Origin of the sequence: Tahibacter sp. (assembly GCF_032229445.1) — a bacterium.
Taxonomy (GTDB): Bacteria; Pseudomonadota; Gammaproteobacteria; order Xanthomonadales; family Rhodanobacteraceae; genus Tahibacter.
In genome coordinates this window covers 121,205-147,698 of record NZ_JAVTWC010000093.1, presented here as the reverse complement: position 1 = coordinate 147,698, position 26,494 = coordinate 121,205, and the positions used below count along the sequence as shown (strand labels likewise).

General features: G+C 65.4%; 2 protein-coding genes (1 of these 2 only partly in view). Both read left to right on the top strand.

All coding sequences use genetic code 11. From position 1 onward, the window contains the following. Window positions 1-16: 16 nt before the first annotated feature. Entirely contained in the window at window positions 17-14,689 is a 14,673-nt protein-coding gene (locus tag RUU78_RS15910; RefSeq protein WP_313918320.1) for an SDR family NAD(P)-dependent oxidoreductase, read from the top strand. Continuing rightward, window positions 14,682-26,494 carry the 5' end (the start) of an SDR family NAD(P)-dependent oxidoreductase gene (locus tag RUU78_RS15905; RefSeq protein ID WP_313918318.1) on the top strand. The gene runs 17,932 nt beyond the window's last position, so the window shows 11,813 of its 29,745 coding nt (coding positions 1-11,813); it begins with the start codon at window positions 14,682-14,684; the stop codon falls past the right edge of the window. Before RUU78_RS15910 ends, RUU78_RS15905 begins: the two co-directional genes overlap by 8 nt.

Genomic DNA, 26,494 nt, shown 5'->3' with positions numbered 1-26,494 from the left:
CGACGCAGGGGATGTAATGGACAAGCGACCACAACGGCGGCCACTGGGACTGCCTGCGCTGAAGCCCGTCGACCTGCGCAGCGCAGCGTCGGCAGACCCGCACCTGCCGGAAATCTGCCAGGAAGCAGATGCGTCAGCCATCGCAGCGGCAGGCAGTCCGTGGCAGATCATTTTCGATCTTTCCGAGCCGCTGCTGGCCGATCACCGGGTGCAGGGCGCGCACGTGTTACCAGGTGCGGTATACGTCGATCTGGTCTACCAGGCGGCGTTGAACTGGGGCTGGCCAGCGCAGCGGATCGAGCTGCATAACCTGACCCTGCACCACCCGCTGGTCGTCGGTGCCGGCGAACGCTATTGCGTGCGTGTTGAAGCGGCGGCCGCGTCGTCGCCGCCAATCGAACTGCAGATTGTCTCGCTGTGCGGGGAGGGCGATTTGGCGCCCGTGCGACTCGCGACCGTGAGCGTGGCACAGGTACAGCCACGGACCCTCGCGCCTTTCGGGCATGCGCTGCAGCTGTTGCAGCGCACGCCGGGTACGCCGATCGGTGACAGCTACGGCCGCTGCGAATCACAGGGACTGGAGCACACCGGGATCATGCGCGCCAGTGGATCGGCCTGTCGCGTCGCGCACGAAATCGTGCTGCGCCTGGCCTCCGGGCCGGCCGGTACGAGCCGCCATTTCATTGATCCTGTGCTGGTTGATGCGATGGGTGTCGCGCTGTCGCCTTTTCTGCTGGAGGTCGCCGGCGAGGAAGGGTTGCTGTTCCTGCCGCTGCTCTATGGGCGTTTCTATGCATTGTCGCAATTGAGCGCGACATGTATCGCCCGAGTCGATCTCGCCGGCATCCGCCGGTCCGAGGATCTGATCCGCTGCAACGTGGAGTTCTTTTCCGATACCGGGCAGGCCATTGCCACGCTTACCGATTTCACCTGCAAGCTGGTGCGGCCGGGCCAGGCAATCACGGCGTCGACGCGCAGCGACGGGGCCGCGCTTTATCGCTCTGGCAGTGCTCCGCAAGCCGTGACGTCTGCGCCATCTGCCACGTCCCTGGCGCAGCGGGTGCAATCCCTGGTTGCCGAGGAACTGGGTTGCGATGCTGCGCAGGTCGCGCTCGACGCAGGCTACTACTCGCAGGGACTGACCTCGTCCTCGCTGCTGGTAATCGTGGAGAAATTGCGTACTGCGCTGGGCTTGCCGCTGGCCCCGACGTTGTTCTTCGAATACACGACGATAGCGGCCCTGGTCGACCACCTTCTGCAGGAGTATCCGGCGCTGCGCAAAGATGCTGCGGCGCCGCAGCCTTCCACGGTGAAAGGCCTGCGTGGGCAGCCCGATCCGCCGCCTGCGGGCACCGAGCATGCCGGCATCGCGGCGGCCGTAGCTGGCGGCAGCGCGCATTCCCGGTCCGCAGTCGGGTCAGAGCAGGAGCCAATGGCCATTATCGGAATGGCCGGACGTTTCCCCCAGGCGCGTAACGTGGAGGTGTTCTGGCAAAACCTGTGTGACGGCAAGGATGTCGTCACCGAAGTGCCGGATGACCGATGGCATTGGCGCGCGCTGCAGCACATTGTGCTGCCGGCGGGTAGGTCGGTTTCGCGCTGGGGTGGATTCATCGACGGCGTTGATGAGTTCGATCCGCTTTTTTTCAGGATTGCACCGCGAGAGGCCGAGGCAATGGACCCGCAGGAACGCCTGTTCCTCGAGGTCTGCTGGGAGGCGGTCGAAAACGCCGGCTACGTAACCGCGAGTCTGGGGGGCCCCAGCCGTGCGGCCGGCGTCTATGTCGGTTGCATGCACAAGGACTATTCCTTCGTCGGCGCGCAGGCGCTGGCGCAAGGTGACGGGCAGACGCCGCTGTCGCTGAACTATGCGGCGATCGCCAATCGTGTGTCGTATTGCTTTGATTTTCGCGGCCCGTCGGTCGCGATCGACACCGTGTGCTCGGCGTCGCTGACCGCCCTGCATTTTGCCTGTGAAAGCCTGCGCCTGGGCGAATGCGATGTAGCCATCGCCGGTGGCGTCAATCTTTCCCTGCACCCGAACAAGTACATTTCTTATGGGCTGATGGGACTGCATTCCAGCGACGGCCGCTGCCGCTCCTTCGGCCAGGGCGGCGACGGCTATGTATCGGCAGAAGCCGTAGCCGCCGTCGTTCTCAAACCACTGCATGCGGCCCGGCGCGACGGTGATCTGGTCTACGCCGCCATCCTGGCGACAGGCATCAACCATGTCGGCGGCGGCAGCGGTATCACCGTGCCCGATCCCGCGGCGCAGGGTGCGTTAATGCTGCGCTGCCTGGATCGCGCCGGCGTTCATCCGACTTCGCTGGGCTATATCGAGACGCACGGTACCGGCACATCGCTGGGTGATCCGATCGAGATTCTTGCGCTGTCAAAGGTATTCTCCGCATTCCCTGCCGCCGACGGCGCCGTGCCGCGCTGTGCCCTGGGTTCGGTCAAATCCAACCTCGGGCATGCCGAGGCCGCCGCGGGCATCACTGGCCTGATCAAGGCAGTGCTACAACTGCATCACCGCTGGCTGGTGCCGTCGATCCATTGCGACCCGGTCAACCCGTATCTGGCGTTGGAATCGACGCCGTTTCATGTCCAGCGAAGCGGCGAGTCCTGGCCGGCGCCGCAGTTGGGTCCGCGACGTTCTGCGGTCAATTCCATTGGCGCGACAGGTTCGAATGCATTTGTACTGCTGGAGGAGGCTGCCTGTGCCGCGCCGCCGCCGGGCGATGTGCGGCTGCCCTTGCTGCTGCCATTTTCGGCGCACGACCCGCAGCGCCTGCAGGAGTACGTGCAGACGGTGCTGGCCTGGCTGGAACGGCAAAGCGCCACGCTTGACCTGGCCGCGCTGGCCTTCACCTTGCAGCAGGGCCGCTTGGCAATGAAGGCACGCCTGTGCCTGGTGGCATCCACAACAGACCAGGTGGTCACCCTGCTCAAGCAGGTGCTGGACGGGCTGACCGCATCGGACCAGATCGCGACCGGCATATCAGCGTCGGGCGCCACGCCACAGCAGGGTATTGCCGCGCACCATGACGGCGCGGAACGTGTCCGTCAGCTCGTCAGCGCCGGCGCCTATATCGACCTGGCCCGGCACTGGTGCAGCGGCGAAGCCTTTTCCTGGCAACCCCTCACGCCGCGGCGCGCCCGCCGTGTTGCCGTGCCCGCCGTGCCGCGCTCCCGGCAGCGCTTCTGGATCGGTGGCGAGCGGCGTCCCGCGATGTCTCCCGCGGCGCAAGCCGTGGCCGCGCCGACCGTTGCGCACCGAGTGGGTACGCCGCTGCTGCTGGTACCGACGTGGGAGCCTGCAGCGGCCGCGGCCGCGCCAGAGGTAGGCGAGGGCGCGCGACTGGTCATGGCCGGCGAATCCTTGCTGGCGCGCCGGAGCGGGTTGCCCGGCTTCGTGCGCGTCGCCGTGTGCTTCGACGAAACCATCGCACAACTCGCCGGCCTGCTTGCCGGGTCAGGCAAGCTGCAAAGTCTGCTGCTGCTGTTCGATGCGCCAGCGGCCGGGCTTGCCGAAGAAATACCCGGGCGATTGGCGAGTACCGTCATGTTCACCTTCCGGTTGGTCAAGGCCTTGCTGCTGGCCGGCTGCGCCGGCGGCTCGTTCGGTCTGACCGTCGTGACGCGTCAGGCAGTACAGGCCGACGGCGATGCCGCGCCCGATCCGGTGCAGGCGGCGGTGCACGGGCTGGTCGGCGTGGTAGCCAAGGAGCAGCCGCGCTGGCGCGTGCGCGTGCTGGATCTCGCCACTGAGAGCGATTTGCAGCAAGCCCTGGATTCGTCCTATGCGCTGCCCAGCGGCGACGCTGTCGCGATACGCGGTGGCGTAGCCTTGCGTCAGTGCCTGGCGCGCGTGCGGTTTGCGCATGCGGACGCGATCACCAGCGCCTATCGCCGTGGTGGTGTCTACGTGATCATCGGCGGTGCCGGAGGCATCGGAAGTTTGCTCACGGCCTACCTGGGCGAGCGCTATCAGGCACAGGTGGTATGGATCGGCCGCAGGCCGCTGGACCCTGCCATTGCCGCGCAACTGCGTGAGCTGGGCACGAACGGACCGGCGCCAGTGTATCTGTCGGCCGATGCCGCGGACCCCGGCCAGCTGGCCGCCGCACTGGCCCAGGCCACAGCGCGTTTCGGCGCCATCCATGGGCTGGTCCACGCCGCAATGGGCGAACTCGACGCCGGCATCGCCGCAATGGACGAGGCGCAATTCAACGCGTCCAGTCGTCCCAAGATCGACATCTGCGTCCGCATCGCCGAGACCGTGTTGCCGGAATCGTTGGATTTCATGCTGTTTTTTTCGTCGATCAATGCCTTCGCGCGCGATCACGGCAAAAGCGGCTACGCCACGGCGAATACGTTTGAAGATGCATTCGCGCTGCAGTTTGGCGCGCAGGCCAAGGCCAGGGTAAAGGTCGTCAACTGGGGCTGGTGGGCGGATGTCGGTGTATCGCGCAGCGTGCCGCAGGCCGCCATCGTGCGGATGGAACGCCTGGGCCTTGCGGGTATCGAACCCGCCCAGGCAATGAGTGACCTGGAAGCCTTCCTGCGCAGTCCCCTGCGCCAGCTCGCAGTGCTGGCCGTCAGCGGCGGCGGCCATCAGTTCGTCTCCAGCCAGCGTGAGCTGCAGGTCGATTTCACCGGCATGCAAAACGGCCGCGTGATATGGCAGCTCGGCACCGAGGCCGACGCCGCAGTCCAGGCGACGCCGCACTATTCGGTGCCGTCCGCGCCAGTGGCGAGCGGGTTGCCACCGCAGCGCGACGATGGCTTCTTCGAGCAGGCCCTGGCGGTCTTCGTGCAGTTGCTCGCCGACGCGCTGAAGATGCCGCCGTCCCAGATAGACCCGCACGAAGCGATGGAAGCCTATGGCATAGATTCGATCCTGATCGTGCATATGACGCAGATTCTCGAGCGTCATCTGGACCAGGTATCCAGTACGCTCTTCTTCGAGCACAAGACACTGCACGCCCTGGTGCGGCATTTCATCGACACGCAGCCCGACAGCGTGCGTGCGCTGGCCGGCATGGCGGCCGTGCAACCCGGGCCTGCCGCCCCGGTGGCGGTCTCTGCGCCGCCGCATGCACCGGTTAAGCCCGCAGCCCCGCTGCTGACGCACGCGACCGGTGCGGACGTCACGGCTGTTGCACAAGCGGGTTATGCACCGATTGCCATCATCGGCCTGCACGGCCGCTTCCCGCAGGCGGATGATCTCGATGCGTTCTGGCACAACCTGCGCGAGGGGCGCGACTGCGTCACAGAGGTGCCGCATGAGCGCTGGAGCGAGGGCTGGCTGGACACCTCCGACGTCGACGCAGCCATCGAGAATGGCAAGAGCTATTGCGACCAGGGTGGCTTCATCACCGGCTTCGCCGATTTCGACAGCGAACTGTTCGGAATACTGCCCAATACAGCGCATTGCATGGATCCGCAGGAGCGCTGGTTCATCCAGAGCTGCTGGCTGGCGATGGAGAATGCGGGCTATACGCCGGAGTCGCTGCGCCGCGACGCGCGTGCCGGCGTGTATGCGGGCGTGACAAAAACTGGCTTCGACCTGTACCTGCCCGAACTGGTTGCGCAGGGCGAAACCCTGCTTCCGCATACCTCATTCAGTTCGGTCGCCAACCACGTCTCCTACCTGTTCGATTTCACCGGTCCCAGCCTTCCCATCGACACCATGTGTTCGGCCGCACTGACGGCGATCCACGAAGCTTGCGAGAGCCTGCACCGCGGCGCTTGTGAAGTGGCCATCGCCGGTGGCGTGAACCTGTATCTGCACCCGCACAATTATGTCTACCTGTGCCGCGCGCGGATGCTGGCGCCCGATGGCCGCTGCAAGAGCTTCGCGGCTGATGCCGACGGCTTTGTTCCGGGCGAAGGGGTTGGCACTGTAGTGCTCAAACCGCTGGCCCGCGCGCAGGCCGACGGCGACGATATCCGCGCCGTCATTATCGCCTCGGCCACTAATCATGGCGGCAGGACCAACGGCTATACCGTGCCGAATCCGCACGCACAGCAGGCGCTTGTCCAGCAGGCCCTGACCCGCGCCGCGATCGATCCGCGCAGCGTTACCTACATCGAGGCGCATGGCACTGGTACGGCACTTGGTGACCCGATCGAGGTGAAGGCGCTACAGATGGCGTTCGAAGCCCGGGCACGGGAACTGGGCGTGACACTGGACGGTTGGAACTGCGCGATCGGCTCGGTCAAGTCCAATATCGGCCATCTCGAGGCTGCGGCTGGAATGGCGGGGCTCGCCAAGATCGTGCTGCAGCTGCGGCACGGTGAGCTGGTGCCCAGCCTGCATGCGCAGACGACGAATCCCGCGATCGTGTTCTCGGGCACGGGGTTGTCCGTGCAGCGGCATCTCTCGCCCTGGCGTGCCGGCGTCGATCGCGAAGGCTGCGTGGTTCCGCTGCGCGCGGGGCTATCGTCATTCGGTGCGGGCGGAGCCAATGCGCATCTGATCGTCGAACAGTATGTCGCGCACGACAGCGCCGCGGCCTCGGTGGCAGAGCCAGCACTGGTGGTTCTGTCCGCCGCCAGCCAGGCCCAACTGACCAGCAGGGCCAGCGCGCTGCGCCAGTGGATTGCCGCAAGGCCTGCCACAGCGGACCTTCTGGCCCGCGTCGCCTACACGCTGCAATGCGGTCGCGTTGCTATGGCGTACCGATGCGCCATCGTCGCCGCCAGCGTCGAAGAGCTGATCGAGGGACTCGACGATTGCATAGGCCAGCGACGTTCGATACGCGTGTTCAACGGACAGTCCAGCGGGCAGGCAGACAAGCTGTCGAGCCTGCTGTCGGATGACGATATCGAACTGACGATTTCGGCCTGGATCCGCAAGGGCAAATACCGGCGGCTGGTTGAGGCCTGGTGCTATGGCCTGCGTGTCGACTGGCGCCAGCTTTATCTCTCCGGCCTTGTGCCGCGCAAGATCGAGCTGCCCGGCTACGCTTTTGCGCAGCGACGCTACTGGCTGCCGGACAGGCTTGTGCGCAAACCAGCCACTGCGGCGCCCGGCGCGCCCGGCAGAGGGGCCGCGCCTGCCGCCGGGGTCTACCGGGACAGGCCGGCAGTCCTGCTGTTTGCCGGCCACTGGCTCGAGCTGTCTGATGCTGCCGCGGCCGGCCATGCATCTTCCACAATGGAAGAGGATCTCAATGCAGATAAATACCTGTGGCTGGTAGGCGCGCATGGCCGGCTGGACGACAGCCTGCTCGCCGCGGCATTTCCCGCTCAACGTATCTGGCGCCTGCCGCCGACGGCTGGGGATATTGCTGAGAACTACACCGTACAGGCCAAGCAGATGAAGGCGGCCCTCAGGCAGCTGCTGTCATCCGGCCGGCCGTGTCAATTGAACGTGCTGCTGGTGTCGGCCTGCGCGGACCCGGCCGCTGGACTCCACGACGAAGGTCTGGACGTGTGCCTGGGCGGGTTGGCCGGCCTGCTGTTCAGCGCCAGCGAAGAAGCGCCACGCATCACCGCGCGCTGCTTCAGCGTGCCGCCCGACATCGATGGCGCCTTGCTGGCCCGGCTGGCAAGCCGCGCCGGGCATGCCGCAGCGGCGCTGCATTTTCGCGAGTGGCAGGGGAAGCTGCAGTATTTTTCGCTGCTTGAACTGGCCGATGCAACACACAGTGGCGCTTGCGCCTGGCGTCCCGGTGGGGTGTATCTGGTCACCGGCGGGCTGGGCGCACTCGGCCGCTACCTGATCGAAGACGCTATGCGCAGCGAGCCGTCCGCAACGCTGGTGCTGGTTGGGCGACGGCCCTTGGACGAGGCAGGACTGCACTATCTTGCACGATGGACATCCGGTGGCGGCCAGGTCGAATACCTGCAGGCGGATGTGGCCTGTGCAGCGGAACTGGCAGTGGCGATCGGGCGCATACGCGAACGGCACGCACACCTTCATGGCGTCATTCACTGCGCCGGACAGCTGGACGACGGCCCCGTACTGCGCAGCGGTGACGCGGCGACCGACAGGGTATTTGCGCCCAAGGTGCAAGGGCTGGTTAATCTCGATACGCAAACAGCCGCCTTCGAGCTGGATTTCTTCGTCTGCTATTCGTCCATCGCCAGCCTCGGCAATCGCGGCCAGGCGGACTACGCCGCCGCCAACGGCTTCATGAATCACTATCTGCAACAGCGCAATGCGGGCGTGTCGACCGGTATCCGGCACGGGCGTTCCTTGTCGATCAACTGGCCACTTTGGGCTTCCGACGGAATGACGGTGGATCTTGCCGGCGAGCAGAAGCTCCAGTCGACAGGAATGCAGCCGCTGGAGCGCGAACAGGGACTGCAGACGCTGCAGCGTATCCTCGCTCTGCGCGGCCCGGAAACGGACTACTACGTTTTCTGCGGCGATGCCGTGAGCATGCGAGCCGCGCTGGCGGCGCGCTTTGTCGGCCTGGGCGATGCGCGGACTGCGGCAGGCGTGGGCTCTGCCCGCGGCAATGTGGAACTGTGTCAAATGGACGCTGCTGGCGTGGACGGCATCGCCGCGCGCCTGGCCGCGGTGTTCGCGTCGCAGACAGGAATGCGGCAAGGCGAAGTGGATCCGCACCGGCGTCTGGAAGAATACGGCATTGACTCCGTGGTCATTGCAGCACTGAACCGTTCGCTGGCGGCGCATTTTCCGTCGCTGTCCAAGACGCTGTTCTACCAGTTCCAGACCCTTCAGGAAGCGGCCTGGCACATGCTCAGGACACATCCGCACGATTGCGCGCGCTGGCAGTTGCCGCTGGCGACAGCGGGCGGTACCGGATCCGGCACGCTGGTATCGCGCGACAGTCTTGCAGCGCAGACAGCGGGCGATGGCATCGTGCCTGCGCAGCCAGGCGGCGAAGCGGTAGCCAGCCGTGACCCGCAGTACAGCGTGGCGCGTAGAAAGATCGCGATCATCGGATTGGCCGGGCGCTATCCCGGCGCCGCCACGCTCGAGCAGTTCTGGGACAACCTGGCCGGCGGCAAGGAATGCATCCGGCCGGTCCCGCAGGACCGCTGGTCACTGCAGGGGTTCTACGAGCCTGAAATCGAGACGGCCATCGCTGCCGGCAAGAGCTATTCGCAGTGGGGTGGCTTTATCGAGGGTTTTGACTTCTTCGACTACCTGTTCTTCGGCATGGCCCCTGTCGAGGTGCAGTGCATGGATCCGCAGGAACGCCTGTTCATCCAGTGCTGCTGGCATGCCATCGAGGATGCCGGCTATACACCCAGCACGCTGGCGAAACGGCATGGCGGAGGGGTCGGCGTGTTTGCCGGCATCACCAAGACCGGGTTTGACCTGTACGGGCCGGATCTGTGGCGGCAGGGAGACATGCTGTTTCCCTATACCTCGTTCAGCTCGGTCGCGAACCGAATCTCGTACCTGTTCGATCTGCGCGGGCCGAGCATGCCGGTGGATACCATGTGTTCATCCTCGCTGACCGCGGTCCACCAGGCCGTCGAGGCGATACGTCGCGGCGAATGCGATGCCGCTATCGCGGGTGGGGTGAACCTGTACCTGCATCCGTCGACGTATGTCGGCCTTAGCGCCAGGAAGATGCTGTCGGCGGATGGACGTTGCAGGAGTTTTGGTGCCGGCAGCAATGGTTTCGTGCCGGGCGAAGGTGTCGGGGCCGTGTTGCTCAAAGGCCTGGACGATGCCGAGCGCGATGGCGATCCCATACATGCGCTTGTTGCCGGAAGCGCGATCAATCACGGCGGGCGCACCCACGGCTATACCGTACCCAGCCCGACTGCGCAGGCAGCGGTGGTAGCTGGCGCCATCCGTGATGCAGGACTGCACGCCGAGCAGATCGACTACGTCGAAGCCCACGGCACCGGCACGGAGCTGGGCGACCCAATCGAGGTCACCGGCCTGACCGAAGGCTTTGGCCAGGTGGCGCGTGCGCTGCCGCTACGCCAGGCAATTTGCGCGCTGGGTTCGGTCAAGCCGAACATCGGCCATCTCGAAGCCGCGGCCGGTATCGCGGGCCTGACGAAAATCGTACTGCAGATTAAGCACCGCCAGTGGGTGCCTGGGCTGCACATCGAAGAGGCCAATCCGAATATCGGTTTCGACCAGTCGCCGTTCCGGCTGCAAAAGACGCTGGCCGATTGGCCGGCGGGCGGCGATGGCGTGCGGCGCGCGGGACTGTCGTCCTTCGGTGCCGGCGGCGCCAACGCTCACATCGTGGTGGAAGAATATCTGCAGCGTTCGGACCAAACGCCACCGGCGGGTAAACAGGGGCTGCCCGGCCTGCTGCTGCTGTCCGCGGACAGCGTCGGGCAACTGCGCACTGCTGCGTCGCAGCTGCTGGCCGTCGCCCGCATCCAGGTCTGCTCGGATGCGGACCTGGCGGATTTTCTTTTCACGCTGCAGATTGGCCGCGTCACGCGATCCGTGCGTGCCATTGCCGCTGTGGGCACGCCGGCCGAGCTTCTGCAGCGCCTGCAGCAGATCAGCACGGGAGATGGTCCGGTTGCACCCGGGCTGCTGTGGCAGGGTGTGAACGCTGGCGAGAGCCATCCAGATGCGGCCGAGCTGCGCTCGTGCCTTGGGCCGTTGCTTGAGCCGGTGAACCTGACGCTGCTGCAGCAATGGCTGAACAACGATGGGGTGGACTGGTCGCGCGCCTGGTGCGAGGGAGCTGGCCGCTGCAGGGCGCGTCGCCTGCATCTGCCCGGCTACGTTTTCCGCCAGGACCGCTTTTGGATCAAGGACCGGCTTACAGCACCAGAGTCATTCTTTGCGCGCTCGGCGATTGCAGGGCAGGACTGGTCTGCGGCACAGGCACAACCCGCGGAGACCCTCGCATTCATTGAGACACTGGAGGCGCGACCGTTGCGTGAGTCCGGCCGCACAGCCGCTTCCGCGCCAGCCGGCCCAGTTCTGTACTTCGCAGCAAATGCCGAACACAGGAACGCCATCGCCGAGGTTTTCGCGCGCCGCGGTGGCGTGGTGGAATTCGCCTTGCCGCCGCCCGACGTCTCGCCGGATACAGCGGTCGCTGATGGAACCGATGTGGCCGCGTTCTTCGTCAGCGAGCTATCGCGGTTCGCTGCGACAATCGACGGTCCTTTCAGCGTGGTGTTTGCCGCGCCTATGGAACAGCCGCGCCGTCTGCAGGATCCGTGGCTGCTCGTCGAGCTGCTCAGGAGTATCAGACGCACAGGCCGCGTAGACCGTCTGGCTATTGCGGCAGCGCATTTTCCGCATGGCGAGGCAACTGGCAGCAACGCCTACCTGGAGGGCTGGGAAGGGCTGCGGCGATCCCTGTCCGCCGTTCTGCCCGACACGGCGGTCGGGCTGTTCAGCCAGAGTGTCGATGCGGCGCCGGACTGGCTGTCATGGGCGGAAAACCTTCACAGCGAGCTGTCCGCAGACGGACAGCAGGGCTTGGAAAGCGTCCGTTTTGTCGCTGCCGAACGCTTCGTATACGAGACCCGGGAAGTGCGTTTCGAACCTGCCTGTCCGCGCCTGCGGAAAGCCGGCACCTATCTCATCACCGGCGGCGCCGGTGGCCTGGGCCGTCTGATCGCGGCGTTCCTGCTGCGCGAATACAGCGCCTCGGTGGTGTTGCTGGGCCGGTCGCCGGAAAACTGTGTCGACCTGTCAGGATTGCGCGGTTTCGCGTCCGACCCTGCGCGCGTCCTGTACCTGCAGGCCGATGTCGGCGATGCCGCCAGCCTTAGGCAGGCGGTGGAACATGTCGAACGCATGCATTCGCGCATCGACGGCGTGGTACATGCCGCGGGCATGGTGGCCGAGCGCAGCTTGTTCGACATGCGGCGCGAAGAGTTCTACGAAGTGCTGCGGCCCAAGGTCGAAGGGAGCCTGGCCATGGCGGAAGTGTTCAGTACCCGCGAACCTGATTTTGTTGTCTATATGGGTTCGGCCGCGGCGTTGCTGGGCGATTTCGGCACGGGAAACTACGCCTTCGCCAACCGCTTCATGGCACAGTGCGCGCTTGCTGCGGCCTCGCCAGTCAGGCGTACACGCCACCAGGCCATCCACTGGCCGCTATGGCGCGACGGAGGCATGGGACGCGACAGTGCTACCCGTACCGATAGTTTCCTGGCAGCCAGCGGGCAAAGCGCACTGGAAACGACTGCCGCGCTGGCGCTGTTCGAGTGCACGCTTGGCGCGCAGTTTGGCCAATTCCTGTTGCTGCACGGCGATCCGCCGCGCTTGCGCGCGCGCGCTGCGCAAGCCGCCGTGTCCCAGCGAAGCTCCCCGGCGGCAGCGGAGCCGATGCAGCCGGTTGCCGGGTCCCGGCAGCTGTCGCCAGCGAAGACGGGCGAATACCGTACGCTGCTGCAGGTCGTCAAGCGGCATATCGGCGAGATCGTCGGTGTGCCGCCGGAGCGAATAGCCGGCTCCGAGCAGTTCATTGACCTGGGCTTCGATTCAGTCCATCTGGCCCGCCTGGCGCGGTCGATCAGCCTTGAGCTGGGCATTGAGCTGCGGCCTACTGAGCTGTTTAGCCATTCGTCGCCGAGGGCGCTTGGCCAGTTCCTGTCGACCCGCCTCACTGGCGACAGGCCAGATCTGCAAGCTGCGGCAGCGCGGCAGAGCGACAGATCGACCCCGACCACGGCGCACGTCGGCGGCCAGGCCGGCGCGATGACCACCGGTTCTGGCCAAGCGTCGACGGCGGGCACGCCGGCGCCGATCGCGATCATCGGCATGAGCGGGATTTTTCCGAACGCCCGAGATGTGGATGCAATGTGGAATTCGTTGCGCGACGGGATCTGCGGCGTGGACGAAATCTCTGTGCACCGATTTGCGCTGGACGGGCTTTTCGATCCAGCCAACGGTGTAGGAAAGACCTGTTCCAGGTGGCTAGGCATGGTGCCGGGCTGCGCCGAGTTCGATCCCCTGTTCTTCGGGATTTCCCCGCTGGAAGCGGAGGAGATTGATCCACGGCAGCGCCTCTTGCTGCAGGAATCCTGGAAGGCGCTGGAGCAAGCGGGCTATGGACCCTCTGCTTGCGCGCGGCACACGATAGGCGTGTTCGTCGGCGTGGAACAAGGCGACTACCAACAGTTTCTGGGCACCCAGGCTGAGTCGACCAACGCCCTCACCACGAACCACGACGCCATACTCGCGGCACGGCTGAGCTACCAGTTGGACCTGCACGGACCTGTCCTGACCATCAACACGGCCTGTTCATCCGGCCTGGTCGCTGCCCACCAGGCTTGCCAGAGTCTGCGCAGCGGCGAATGCGATACCGCCCTGGCGGCCAGCGCTCAGCTACTGCTGTCGCCACGCACGCTGGTCGCCATGAGCCAGGCAGGAATGCTGTCGCCGAGCGGACGCTGCCGAGCTTTCGATGCACGCGCCGATGGCATTGTCGCTGGCGAGGCGGTCGTGGTGCTGGTGCTCAAGCCGCTGGATAAGGCGCGCGCGGACAATGACCCCGTACTGGCCGTGATCGTCGCCAGCGGTATCAATTACGACGGCAGGACCAACGGCATCACGGCACCATCGGGTGCTGCACAGCGCCGGCTGATCGAAGCGATCTATCGTAGGCATGCGATCGATCCCACGCACATCGGCTTCGTGCTTGCCCACGGCACAGGCACGCGCCTGGGGGATCCCGTGGAAGTCAACGCGCTGGTCGAGGCGTTCCGCGCGTTCACCAGCCGCCGCGGATTCTGTGCCGTCGGTTCGACCAAGACCAACTTCGGCCATACCTTCGCGGCATCCGGCCTGGTCAGTGTCGCGGCAATGGTCAAAGCGCTGCAGAACGCGCTGATTCCGGCCAGCCTGCATTGCGAGCAGGACAACGAACTGGTCGACTGGCAGGCCAGCCCGTTTTATGTCAACAAGACGGCGCAGCCCTGGGGCACTAGTCCGATGCGGTCCCGGCTCGGTGCGGTCAGCGCATTCGGCATGAGTGGCACCAACGCACATATGGTCATCGCCGAGGCCGTGGAGGCCGCCCCGCAGCCGGCAGTTCCTGCGGGGCCGGTGCTGCTGCTGCTGTCGGCCAGGAGCGCCGCCGCGCTGCAACGCAAGATCCGCGAACTGGCGGACTATTGCCGTCGCCGCGATCCCGATCAGGCGGCACTGCTGCGGCTGAGCTATACGCTCAGCGTCTGCAGGCATCACTTTCGCCATCGCTGCGCACTGATCGCAGGCAGTGCCGCCGAAGCAATAGCGAAGCTCGAGCAGGCCGGGGGACTTGCGGCGCAGGATGTTGGCGGCAGCTGCCGCGTGGTGCGGCGCGATTTCGAAGCCGATCCGGCAACGCTTGCAAAATTGAACGCGCGGATCCGCCAGGCATCCGTCCCGGCACTGGCCGAGGCGCTGTCGGCTTACCTTCAGGGCTACGACCTCGACTGGACGCAGTGCCACGCCGGCCAGTGCCTGACGCCGCTGGACGCGCCCGGCTATCCGTTTTCCAGGAAGGACTACTGGATCGGCGGCCGCAACGGCGGCGATCCGGAACGGGATCCGCACAGCGCAGTTAGCGCCGACGGCATCTGGAACACCCTGCTCGCTGCGGCACAGCCGCCGCCAGGTGGATCTGTGCAGGCACGGCCAGTGCCGGCGTTCGATATGGATTTCTATACGGCTTTGATGACAAAGCTCGCCGACAACGAACTGTCTGTCGATGACGCCATTGCGCATACGCATGCACAAATGAACGCGTCATTCATTGGGGATGCCCGTGACTGATTTTTTGCACTATCTCTACGGCGAAGTGAATGCCGGCCGCTTGACCGTTACTGCGGCGGTGGCGCTGCTGCGCCAATACCAGTCTGGTGCACCGGCGGGTCCGATGCCGCCGCACACCGGCGCAGCAGCGCTGGAAACGCTGCTTGAACTCGATCACGAGTTCGCTGAGAAGGTCGCGCAGTCTTTCACGACGCCGATTCCCAATACCCAGCATTTCGACGGCATTGGGCTGGCGAAACTGGAATCGCTGTTCTGCGCGCTTCTGGTTGGCCAGATGAGCGAACTCGGCCTGTTCGATGTGCGAGGACGCTGCCGCCCAGCCAAGGCGGTGTCGCGGATTGTCGCCAACCTGCGCCCGTGGCTTGTGCCAACGCTCGGCTTCCTGCAGGAGCGCGGCTTCGTCAGGCGCAAAGGGCAGGAGTATGTGCTGACGCAATCGCCGCAGCCGGCACAGAGCTGGCGTGAATGGGACTCGCTGCAAGGCGTGTGGCAGAAGGACGGGCACCTTTCGCTGATCGATCAGGTGCTGAGGCGGGCACCGGAGATCCTGCGCGGCAAAGCCCTGATGACCGACCTGCTGTTCGGCGACGGTTCCATGAGCAGTGCGGAAAAAATATACAAGGACAATGACGGTGCCCGCTACTACAACGACCTGATCAGCCGCTGCACTGCTCTGGTGGTTGCCCGGCAGATCGCAGCCGATCCGCGCTACCGCATCCGCCTGATCGAGATAGGGGCAGGCACCGGCGGCACGACGGCTTCGATTCTGGCGGCGCTGAAACCCTACCGCGCGAATATCGAGCGCTATTGCTATACCGATGTGTCACGCGCCTTCCTGCTGCATGCCGAAGAGACCTTCAAGCCGGACAATCCCTTCATCGACACGCAGCTGCTGGATATCAGCCGCTCGCCGTTCGATCAGGGGTTGGCGGAAAACAGTTTCGATATCGTCATCGCGGCCAACGTGTTGCACGCGACAGCGGATGTGCCGCAGTGTGTATCCCACGTCGCCGGTCTGCTGAAGCCCAACGGCGTCGTGCTGCTCAACGAACTGGCGGGCAACTCATTCGTCGGTCACGTCGCCTTCGCCTTCTTGCCGGGCTGGTGGGCGCACCAGGGCGACGGACTGCGCCTGCGGGGCTCGCCGGCGCTTGCACCGGACACCTGGAAGCGGGTGCTTATGCAACAGGGTTTCGCGAAAGTGTGGCAGCCACTGCCGCAATCGCACGCGGCGGGCCAGCAGATCATCGTCGCGCAGGCGGCGGCAGCTGCCGTGGTGGATACGGCGGCGGCAGTTGCCAGCAGCGAACCGGCAACCGTCGGCCCGGATACAAATACCGCGGCCCGGAAGGTCGATTCCCTACGCGAGGAACGCTCGCCGGAAACGGGCGGCGAACAGGATCGCGTGGTCGAGGTGGCTGCGCGACTCGCCGGCCTGGTGGCGCGCGCGTTGAAGCTGCCGGAGCGGGAGATCGACGCCGACCAGCCCTTCATGGAGTACGGCGTGGACTCCATCGTCGGCGTCAAGCTGGTGCGCATGATCAACAGCGCGTTCGAGGTCGAACTCAGCACCATCAGCCTGTTCAGCCATACCTCGATCGCCAAGCTGGCGCTGCATCTGGTGCAGACCTGGCCGGACGCGCCTGCCGTTTCGCCCGGCGACGATGACGGCGCCCTGGCGGCTGCGGGCGTCACGCGCATTTATGAACCAGTGTACGAACTGCCGTTGCCTGCTGCAGATCCTGCGGCAGCTGCGGACAGCGGCAGTGCCGACACCCGCATCGCCATCATCGGCATGAGTGGACGCTACGCCCGCTGCGCGGATCTGGATGCGCTATGGGAGCATCTGGCGGCTGGACACGACCTCGTCGACAAGGTCAGCCGTTGGCAGCTGGACGATCTGCGGGACGTCTATCCGGACGCGGAATTCTGCGGCGACGCCAGCCACCTTGAACGCATCGACGCTTTCGATCCGCTGTTCTTCAATATCTCCGGTAGCGAAGCGCGCTACATGGATCCACAGCAGCGCCAGTTCCTCGAGCAAGCCTGGCTGGCGCTGGAAGATGCGGGCTATGCAGGCCGACAGATCGAAGGCAGCCTGTGCGGTGTGTTCGTCGGTTGCGCTGACGGTGACTATCACCTGAACTTCGGCGACGACTGGCCCGCCCAGGCGTTCTGGGGCAATTCGACGGCGGTGTTGCCTGCCCGCATCGCCTATTTCCTGGACCTCCAGGGCCCAGCCGTCGCTGTCAACACCTCGTGCTCCAGTTCCCTGGTCGCTACGCATCTGGCTTGCCAGGCACTCAATGCAGGCGAGATCTCGCTGGCGCTGGCAGGCGGCGTCACGCTGACCTGCACCCGAAGTTTCCACGTGCTGACGATGCGCGCCGGGATGCTGTCGCCGAGCGGACGTTGCCACACCTTCGACGCTGCCGCCGACGGCTTCGTGCCGGGCGAGGGCGTGGCTGCGGTCGTGCTGAAACGTCTCGCTGATGCGGTCAGGGACGGCGATCACGTATACGGCACCATCGTTGCTTCCGCGGCGAACCAGGACGGTGCCAGCAACGGCATCACCGCGCCCAGCGCGCGTTCGCAGGAACGCCTGATCAGTGAGCTGTATAGGCGCGCACAGATCGATCCGGAGCGCATCGGCTACGTGGAGGCGCACGGAACCGGGACACAGCTCGGCGACCCGATCGAGTTCCATGCCCTGTCGCAAGCGTTCCGGCAGTTCACCCGTCGGCGCCAATACTGTGCGCTGGGCTCAATCAAGACCAACCTTGGCCATACGGCATCGGCTGCCGGAGTGACCAGCCTGGTCAAAGTGCTGTTGGCCCTCCAGCACGATGCCATTCCGCCCTCGCTGCATTTCCGCACGCCCAATCCGGAAATCCAGATGACGGCAAGTCCGTTCTTCGTCAACACGCAGTTGCTGCCTTGGCCTCGCCACGACGGTCAGCGTTGCCTGGCAGCCATCAGTTCCTTCGGCTTCAGCGGAACCAACGCGCACCTCGTGATCGAGGCAGCGCCGCCGCCGCGCCCGCGCGCGGCCAGCAAGCAGCCGATGCTGGCCGTCCTTTCGGGACGCAATGAAACTCAGCGGCGCCAGCTTGCGCAGAACCTGTCCAACCGTCTGGCCGGGCAACCGGACCTGACGTTGGCCGACATCAGTGTCACGCTGCTGCTGGGCCGCCGCCATCTGGAACACCGGCTTGCCATCGTCGCCGATGACGTTGCTCGACTGCGCAGCGCGCTGCAGGCGTGGCTCGACGGCGGGCAGCCGGCAGGTGTGCTGTGCGGGCGCAGCAAGGAGAAGCAGCGCAAGCTGCTCAAGCCCGCGCTGAACCAGGTCGGCAACCAGTGCATCAGCGATCTGCGCCAGCTACCTGCCGAACAGGCCCAGGCGGCGAGAAGCCTGCTCACGACGGTTGCAGAACTGTTCGTTGACGGGTACGCACTGGATTATTCCGCCCTGTTCGAAGGTGTCGACGCGCGACGCATTACGCTGCCGGGCTATCCATTTGCGTCCGATTCCCACTGGACAGGGCCGCTGGCCATTGGCGCGGCCGCCAGCACCACTTCCCCGGCGACGGAATGCTTCGATGAAAACGGCGGCCGGATGGATTTCCGCCTTTCGGATGCAAATTTCTTCCTCGCCGATCACCGTGTCCACGGCGTCGCCTTGTTACCCGCCGCGGTACATCTGGAATTTGCACGGCAGGCGCTGGAGCGTGCCGTGCTCGCACGTCACGGCCGGGGGGCGCCAGCCATCGAGCTGCTTGATGTCGTATGGCTGCAGCCGGTGGTTGCTGCCGCGCCGGACGTCCAGTTGCAGGTCGTGGTCGAATGGCGCGGGGCTGATACGCTGGCCTATCGCATCGTGCACGCGGGGCCGCAGGGCGACGCTGGTGTGTGCAGCCAGGGCAGTGCCCGAACGTATGCCAGCGGTATGCCGCGCCATGCGCAGTTGCCGGCCTTTGCCACGAACTTGCCTGCTTTGATCGACCCGTCGGCGCTTTACCAGCGGTTCCGGCAGGGCGGGATAGATCACGGCCCGCGCATGCGCGGCATCCACTCCCTGCGTCTGGGACGTGACGGCAGTGGCGCGGGACTGTGCGAGGCCATCATCGAGCTGCCGCCGGCCGCCTCGGCCGACGCCAGCTGGGGCCTGCATCCCTGCCTGCTCGACAGCGTGCTGCAATCGCCGCTGGGCCTGATCCTGATGGACGAGCGGGAGACCACCGCCGCGTCCGGCGGCGCAGTGCTGCCGTTTGCGATCCGCGAGTTGCGCTTGCACCGGCCGCTGACAGGACGCTGTCAGGTGCGCTGCCGCTTCCACGAAGCCTCGCCGGGGCGCAATGCGGCCAGGAGCGTCGACATCGACGTGATTGATGCGCAGGGCCAGCCGGTGCTGACGATACGCGAGTTCATGTCCCGCGCAGCCAGCGCGGCGGTTGTTTCCCGCGCAGCAGTGCATGCGCCGCTGATCGCTTCCGCGCCGCCGGACGACAGCCATCCGTTGCGGCTGACGCCGGTCTGGGAAGTCGTGGATACGCATGCTTCAACGGCGCTGCCGGAGGCGCTGGACGCGGCGCGTACGCTGTTTGTATTCGGCGACGAAAAATGGCTGCAGTCTGCCGCGCGCCACTATCCTCGGGCGGGCGCGCTGCCGCTGTCGTGCTGGAGCGGCGATGCGGGGTCGGAGCCGGCCATCGACGGCGCGGCCACCCAGCTTGTGCTGGTACTTGCGCATACGCCGCCGGCCGACGCCGGGCTGGTCGACTTCAGCGCACGCATGGCGGCACAGGAGCACGGACTGATCGCCTGTTTCCGGCTGATCAAATCGCTGCTGGCCCAGGGGCGCGGCAGCCAGCCGCTGGAATTGACTGTGGTCACCGCCCAGGCCTGCGCGGTTCTGGGCGATGACCCGGTCGTTCCCGATCATGCAGGCATGCATGGCCTGCTGGGCACGCTGGCCAAGGAATATCCGTTGTGGAAGATGCGCGTGCTCGACTGGCCTGACGCAGTGCTGCAGTCCGAGGCAAGTGTCTTTTCCGTGCTGGCTGATTCGCTCGCGCTGCCCTTCAGCGAGCGCGGCGACCCTCTGGCCTGGCGTGGTGGCCGCTGGTATCGCCAGGCCCTGCGACCGCTGCTGGCTGATGAGCGGCTACTGCCTTCGAGGCACCGCCACGGTGGCGTGTATGTGCTTATCGGCGGTGCCGGCGGCGTCGGTCAGGCCTATAGCGAATATCTGGTCGAAACTTATGCGGCACGGGTGGTCTGGATAGGGCGGCGTGCGCCCGACGCGGACATTGCCGCGTCGATACGGCGCATTGGCGCGCACGGCCCGGCGCCTTGTTACTTCCAGGCCGATGCGGCAGATCCGCAACAATTGGAATTTGTCCTGCAGCAGGTCCGCGAAACGATAGGTCCGGTCAACGGCCTGGTGCATTCGGCGCTGGAATTGAGCGATCAAAGCCTGGCCAATATGGATGAGGCGCGCTTCCGCGCCGGACTGCAGGCCAAGATCGCAATATGCGCAGCAATGGGCCACGTGCTTTGCGCCGTCGCGCCAGTGCTGCTGTCACCGGATTTCGTCCTGTTCTTTTCCTCGCTGCAGAGTTTCACCAAGGCCGCAGGTCAGGCCAACTACGCGGCGGGCTGCACCTACAAGGACAGCTACGCCGCAGCACTGGCGCAGGCACTCCCCTGCGACGTACGCGTGATCAACTGGGGCTACTGGGCGGAAGTAGGCAGTGTGGCCGCACCGGCCTACCGGCGCCGCCTGGCCGCGGCAGGCGTAATGCCTGTCGAACCGCGCGCAGCCATGCAGGTGCTGGAACAGCTGCTGTCGACGGCCGCACGCCAAGTCTGCTTTACCTCGCTCAGCGCCTCAGCGCGGGACGCGCAACTGGCCGACAACGCGAGCCCGCTGCGCGCATTGCCGCGCGCCGTTGCACCGGATCCGGCGCTGCGCGAAGAAATCAGTCGTGCGGTCGACGCTCTGCCCCTACCGGCGCTGGATATTGACGGTGCAGCGTCGAAGGCGCTGGACCAACTTCTTGCGAAGCTGCTGTTCGTGCATCTGCGCGAATCGGGGTTCCTCGGTGACGGTGCCGACTCAGTCGACAGCGTGCTTGCCAAGGCACAGCGTCGCGGTCTGGTTGGCAAATACCGGGCCTGGCTGGGCGCCAGCATCGAATTTCTCTGCGCGCTGGGCGTGACAGCGCGAGACCCGGCGCGCGGCGGGCAGTTGCGTCTGCCGCAGAATTTCGACGTCGCCGCCGTGCGGCTGCAATGGCAGCAGGAGAAATTGCGCCGGAGCGAGTTGCACGCCCAGTTGACGCTGGCCGATTCAATGTTTGCCGCGCTGCCGGAGGTACTGCGCGGCCAGCGCCCCGCGACGGACATATTGTTCGCCGATTCCTCGGTCGACTCGATCAAGTTCATGTACGGCGGCAATCCGCTGTCGGACTACTACAACGATGCGCTTGCCGAGGCCGCGGCCAGCATCATCGGCACGCGCGGCGTGCAGGCCGGCGACGGACTTCGCATCATCGAAATCGGGGCAGGCACCGGCAGCACCACGCAGCGGCTTGCCGCACGCTTTGCCGCCGAACCGTACGTAGTGGCCCGCTACACCTATACCGATGTCTCGCACGCTTTTCTCAAACATGGAAGCCGTATCCTCGCGGACAAACTGCGCGGCTTCGAAACGCGCATCTTCAACGCCGAGCAGGCACCAGCGGCACAAGGCATCGAGGAGGGCAGCTATGACCTCGTCGTCGCCACCAATGTGCTGCACGCAACCCGCAACATTCTTGACACGTTGCGCAACGTCAAGGCACTGCTGCGGCACAACGGCGTCGTGCTGCTGAACGAGATCACGAACAATCCGATTTTCACGCATCTCACGTTCGGCCTGCTGGATGGCTGGTGGAACTACGACGATGGCGATATCCGTCTGCCGGGCTGTCCGGGTCTGGCCCCGGAGCGCTGGGCCCAGGCGCTGCGGCAAAGCGGATTCCACGCACTGCAGTTCCCGGCCGCCGCAGCGCACGGGTTGGGACAACAGGTCATCGTGGCCTACAGCGACGGCATCCTGCGTTCCCCCCGAAATCCCATCCTGCCTGGGGTGTTGCCGGCACAGGCCGCTGCCACCCGGTCTGGCGTCCGCGCCGGCCCGGCACACGAGGGCCGTTCGATCGCGCGCGCGAGCAGCCAACTGGTCGAAGAACATGTCAGGGACTGCGTGATAGGCATCGTGTCGGAACAGCTGAGCGTTTCTCGCCGCGACATTGACCGCTCGGGTGCGTTTACCGACTACGGCATCGACTCGATCAGCGGCGTTCAGATTGCGCAGGGCATAGGCCGCGCACTGGGTATCCGACTGGAAACGACCAGCCTGTTCAACCACACCACCATTGACGATCTGGTCAGCCATATCAGCGAAGAGCACGGCCTTGAAATCGGTCGCGCACTCGTCGGCGCTGCGGTAGAAAATATCCACAACGAAGTTTCATCCACATTGCAGGTGACCGGCTCGGACATGGATCGGGCGCAGCTACAGTCTTGCATCCTGGATGAGCTGTCTTCGCGCCTTGAGATTCCCCGCGACGAGATCGACATCGACAGTGCGTTCGGCGAGTTGGGCATCGATTCGATTTCCGGCGTGCAGGTCGCTCAGGCGCTGGGGCAGCGCCTGGGTGTTGCTCTGGAGACGACCAGCCTGTTCAACCACGCTTCGGTGCGCGAGCTTGCCAGCCATCTACTGGGGCTGTTCCCCGGCGCGCTGGCGCAGCACGATCCCGCCGACGTGCCGCCAGCATCAGCGGGGCCTCGGCTCACGGCGGCGACCGCCGCACTCGGCGCCGACTGGGTATCGTCGCCAGTGCAGCCCGGCGATCTTCCGCGCATGCCGGTTGGCGCCGGGACGCACGATGCCGTGTCGCCGCGGCCCGTGTCACCACGCGGCGATCAGATCGCCGTGATCGGCATGAGCGGCCGCTTCGCGGGCGCGCAGGATCTGGAGCAGTTATGGGACAGGCTGGCCGGCGGCGATAATCTGGTCAGCGCGGCAACGCGCTGGGACCTGCCGCGCTACGACGACCGGTTTGGCGCCGTCGAAAACCCGCTGCGTGCCGATGGCAGCTTTCTCGACGGCATTGATCGTTTCGACGCGGAATTCTTCAACATCGCCGCCGTCGAAGCGACCTACATGGATCCGCAGCAGCGGATATTCCTCGAACACTCCTGGATGGCACTGGAAAACGCTGGCTATGTAGGCCAGTCGATCGGCGGCGCGCGCTGTGGCGTCTACGTTGGCTGCCTGGCTGGCGAATACAGCGAATTTCTTACCGGGCAGCCGCCGGCACAGGCGTTCTGGGGCAACTCCTCGTCCATCCTTGCCGCACGCATTGCCTACTATCTGAACCTCAAGGGGCCGGCGCTGGCCGTCGATACGGCGTGTTCCAGCTCATTGGTTGCGCTGCATCTGGCCTGCCAGAGCCTTTCCAGCGCAGAGACCGATCTGGCGTTGGCCGGTGGTGTCTCGCTGATGCTGACTCCGCGCTTCTACCTGTCGGCGAGCCCCGCGGGCATGCTGTCCAAGGGTGGCTGCTGCAGGACCTTCGATGATGCGGCGGACGGCTTCGTGCCCGGCGAAGGCGTTGGCGTCGTGGTGCTCAAGCGTCTGGATGACGCGCTGCGTGACCGGGACAACATCCACGGCGTGATCATCGGGTCCGGTGTCAACCAGGACGGTGCCACCAACGGCATCACGGCGCCGAACGGGCGCGCACAGGAAGCGCTGGAGCGCGAAGTCTATGCGCGCTTTGATATTAATCCGGAGCATATCCAGTACGTCGAAGCGCATGGCACGGGGACCAAGCTGGGCGATCCTATCGAGGTGCAGGCGCTGGGCGCGGCATTTGCGCACTACACACAGAAACGCAACTACTGCGCACTGGGTTCGATCAAGAGCAACCTCGGACATACGCTGACCGCGGCGGGCATTTCGGGCGTGCTCAAAGTCCTGCTCGCATTGAGGCACGGGAAAATCCCGCCCAGCATCAATTTCACGGCGTTGAACCGTCATATCCAGCTGGACGAAACACCGTTCTACGTCAATACGCAGCTGCGCGACTGGGTAGCCGCAACGGGGGGCAGGCGCACTGCCTGCGTCAGTTCGTTCGGATTCAGCGGCACCAATGCCCACGTGGTCATCCAGGAAGCAACGCCGCTCGCGCTGCGGCGCGTCGATGCGTCGGCGTATCTGGTCTGTCTCTCGGCGCGTACGGAGGCGCAGTTGCAGCGCTGCGTGGAGAACCTGCTCGGTGTTGTGCGTGACATTGCGGCGCCAGCCCTGAGCGACGTCAGCTTCACCTTGCTGCTGGGACGCCGCAGGTTTGAGCACAAGCTGGTGACCGTCGTGCGCAGTCTCGGCGAACTGGCCGGCAGACTCGACCAATGGCTGGCCAGCGGCCACTCGTCCAAGGTGTATTGCGCTCACCTGCAGGAAAAAGACCGGCGTGAGCAGGAATCGCTGAAACAGCATGGCGACGATTGCATTCGCGCGTGTCGCGAAGGATTACCACCTGCCGAGTACATGACACGCCTGTCGGCTGTCGCCGAACTTTTTATCCAAGGCTATGAATTGTCTTATGCGGCATTGTTTGAGCCTGGCAGCTGTCGGCGGGTGGAGCTGCCGACCTATCCATTTGAGCGCGAGTCCTACTGGGTCGGCGGCGACGGCGAGGCGGTCGAGTTCGACCGATCCAGCACGCTGATGCAGCGAGCGCTGGCCGGCCTGGCCGCGAGCGCGGTCGTGCCCGCGCCGGCGGAGCCGAAGCCGGCGCACGAATTCCCCCCTTCGCTGCTGCTGGCCAGCCCGCACTGGCTGGCGCAGGCGCCGGCACAGGCGGCCGCGGCCGGCTACGATGAAACGACAATGGTATGTCTGGTCGTTGATCAGCATGCCAGCGGATACCTGGCGGACGATCTCCTGGCGAACCTGGTTGCGCTGCTGCCCACTGCGACAGTGGCTGCGCTACGCATCGGCGCTTCGTGCGTGACGACGGCGTATTGCGAACTCGCGACGGGCCTAATCGACCTCGCGCGCAACCTGCTGCTGCAGCGCACGGTGAAACGGCTGCAGGTCGTGGTGTGCGGACAGCGGCAAGGATGGCGGCTGGGCGCAGGACTCGGCGGCCTGCTGCGCACCCTTTCGCTGGAAAACCCGCAGGTCGAAACACAATTGATGGAAATCGACGACATGCCGGTTGCCGCCGTACTGCGCCAGCGGCTGCTGCTGGAGTCCGCGCAGCCGGAGGCGTACATCCGCTACGTCGGCGAGCGCCGCGAAGTACTGCGATACCGGCCATTGTCGGAAGAAGAGTCCGGCGCATCCGCGGTAAAGACGGCTCTGCTGCGCCAGGGCTGCACTTATCTGGTAACGGGCGGCACGGGCGGGGTAGGGTTTCTCATTGCCTGCCATATCGCCGCCCAGGCACCAGGTTCGACCCTGCTCCTGCTCGGCCTGCGTGCGACCGACGCGAGGGTGGAAACGCAGCTTGCGCAGCTGCAAGCCCTGGGCGCGCGTGCGGCCTACCACGCCGTCGATCTGGCCGACGCGCAGGCATTGGCATCGGCTCTCGCCGCGCTGCGTTGCGCACATGGCGATTTCAATGGCGTGATCCATTGCGCCGGCACCCTGTCGGACGGCTTCATCCTGCGCAAATCGGCGCAAGACATCGCGCGCACGCTGGCGCCGAAGGTCGCCGGCACGGTCAACCTCGACGAGCTGACCAAGGACAGCCCGCTCGATTTCTTCGTCGTGTTCTCGTCGCTGGCAGCGCTGACCGGCAGCGCCGGGCAGGCGGATTACGCCGCCGCGAACGGATTTCTCGACCTGTTTGCGGCGCACCGCCTGGAATGCGCCAAAGTGGGCACGCGGCGTGGACGCTCGATCTCGATCAACTGGCCGTACTGGAGCAACGGCGGCATGAAGACAACGCCGGCGGTGCTGGCTGCGCTGCGCGAAGCGGGACTGGCGGAACTGTCCGACGAACGGGGACTGGAAGCGTTCCGACAGGCGATGGCTTCCACAGGTGTCGCGCAGATCGTCGTTCTGTGCGGGAATGAACAGGCCGCACGGGCGCTGCTGGCCGGCGCGGCACCGCGCGGCACGGCGGCCGATCCGCCGCGCGCTGCCGAAGCCGACATCGCTTTGGAGGCTGGTCAGCTCAAAGTAGCCGCGCTCGGGCAGTTGACGGAAATTTTCGCCGCGGTGACGCGGATCCCGCCGGCGCGGATAAGCCGTCGGCGCACCTTTGACGAGTTCGGCCTCGACTCGATCATGATTTCGCAGCTGAATGAGGCACTGTCACCGCATTTCAGCACCATCCCTAAGACGTTGTTCTACGAGTTCGATTGTCTCGACGCCTTGGCCGGCCACCTGGTGCAGGCGCATGCCGTCGACTGCGCGCGCTGGGTGTTCGGATCGGCCGTACCGCCGCCGCCGGCTGCAACGATGGCGGCGCATGCAATCGTATCGCCGGCGGTAGTCCACACCGCGCCTCCATCGAATTCGCCGGCCCCTTCGGTTTCCGTGCATGAGCCGCTTCCGGCGAGGCAAAAGCTCGATGGACCTGTCGCCATCATCGGCGTGGCCGGTGAATACCCGCAGGCAGATGATGTCGAGACATTCTGGAAAAATCTGCGCGAAGGGCGTGACTGCATCGAAGAAATTCCGTCGCGGCGCTGGCCGACCGACGGATTCTTCAACCCCGACGTTGATGCGGCTGT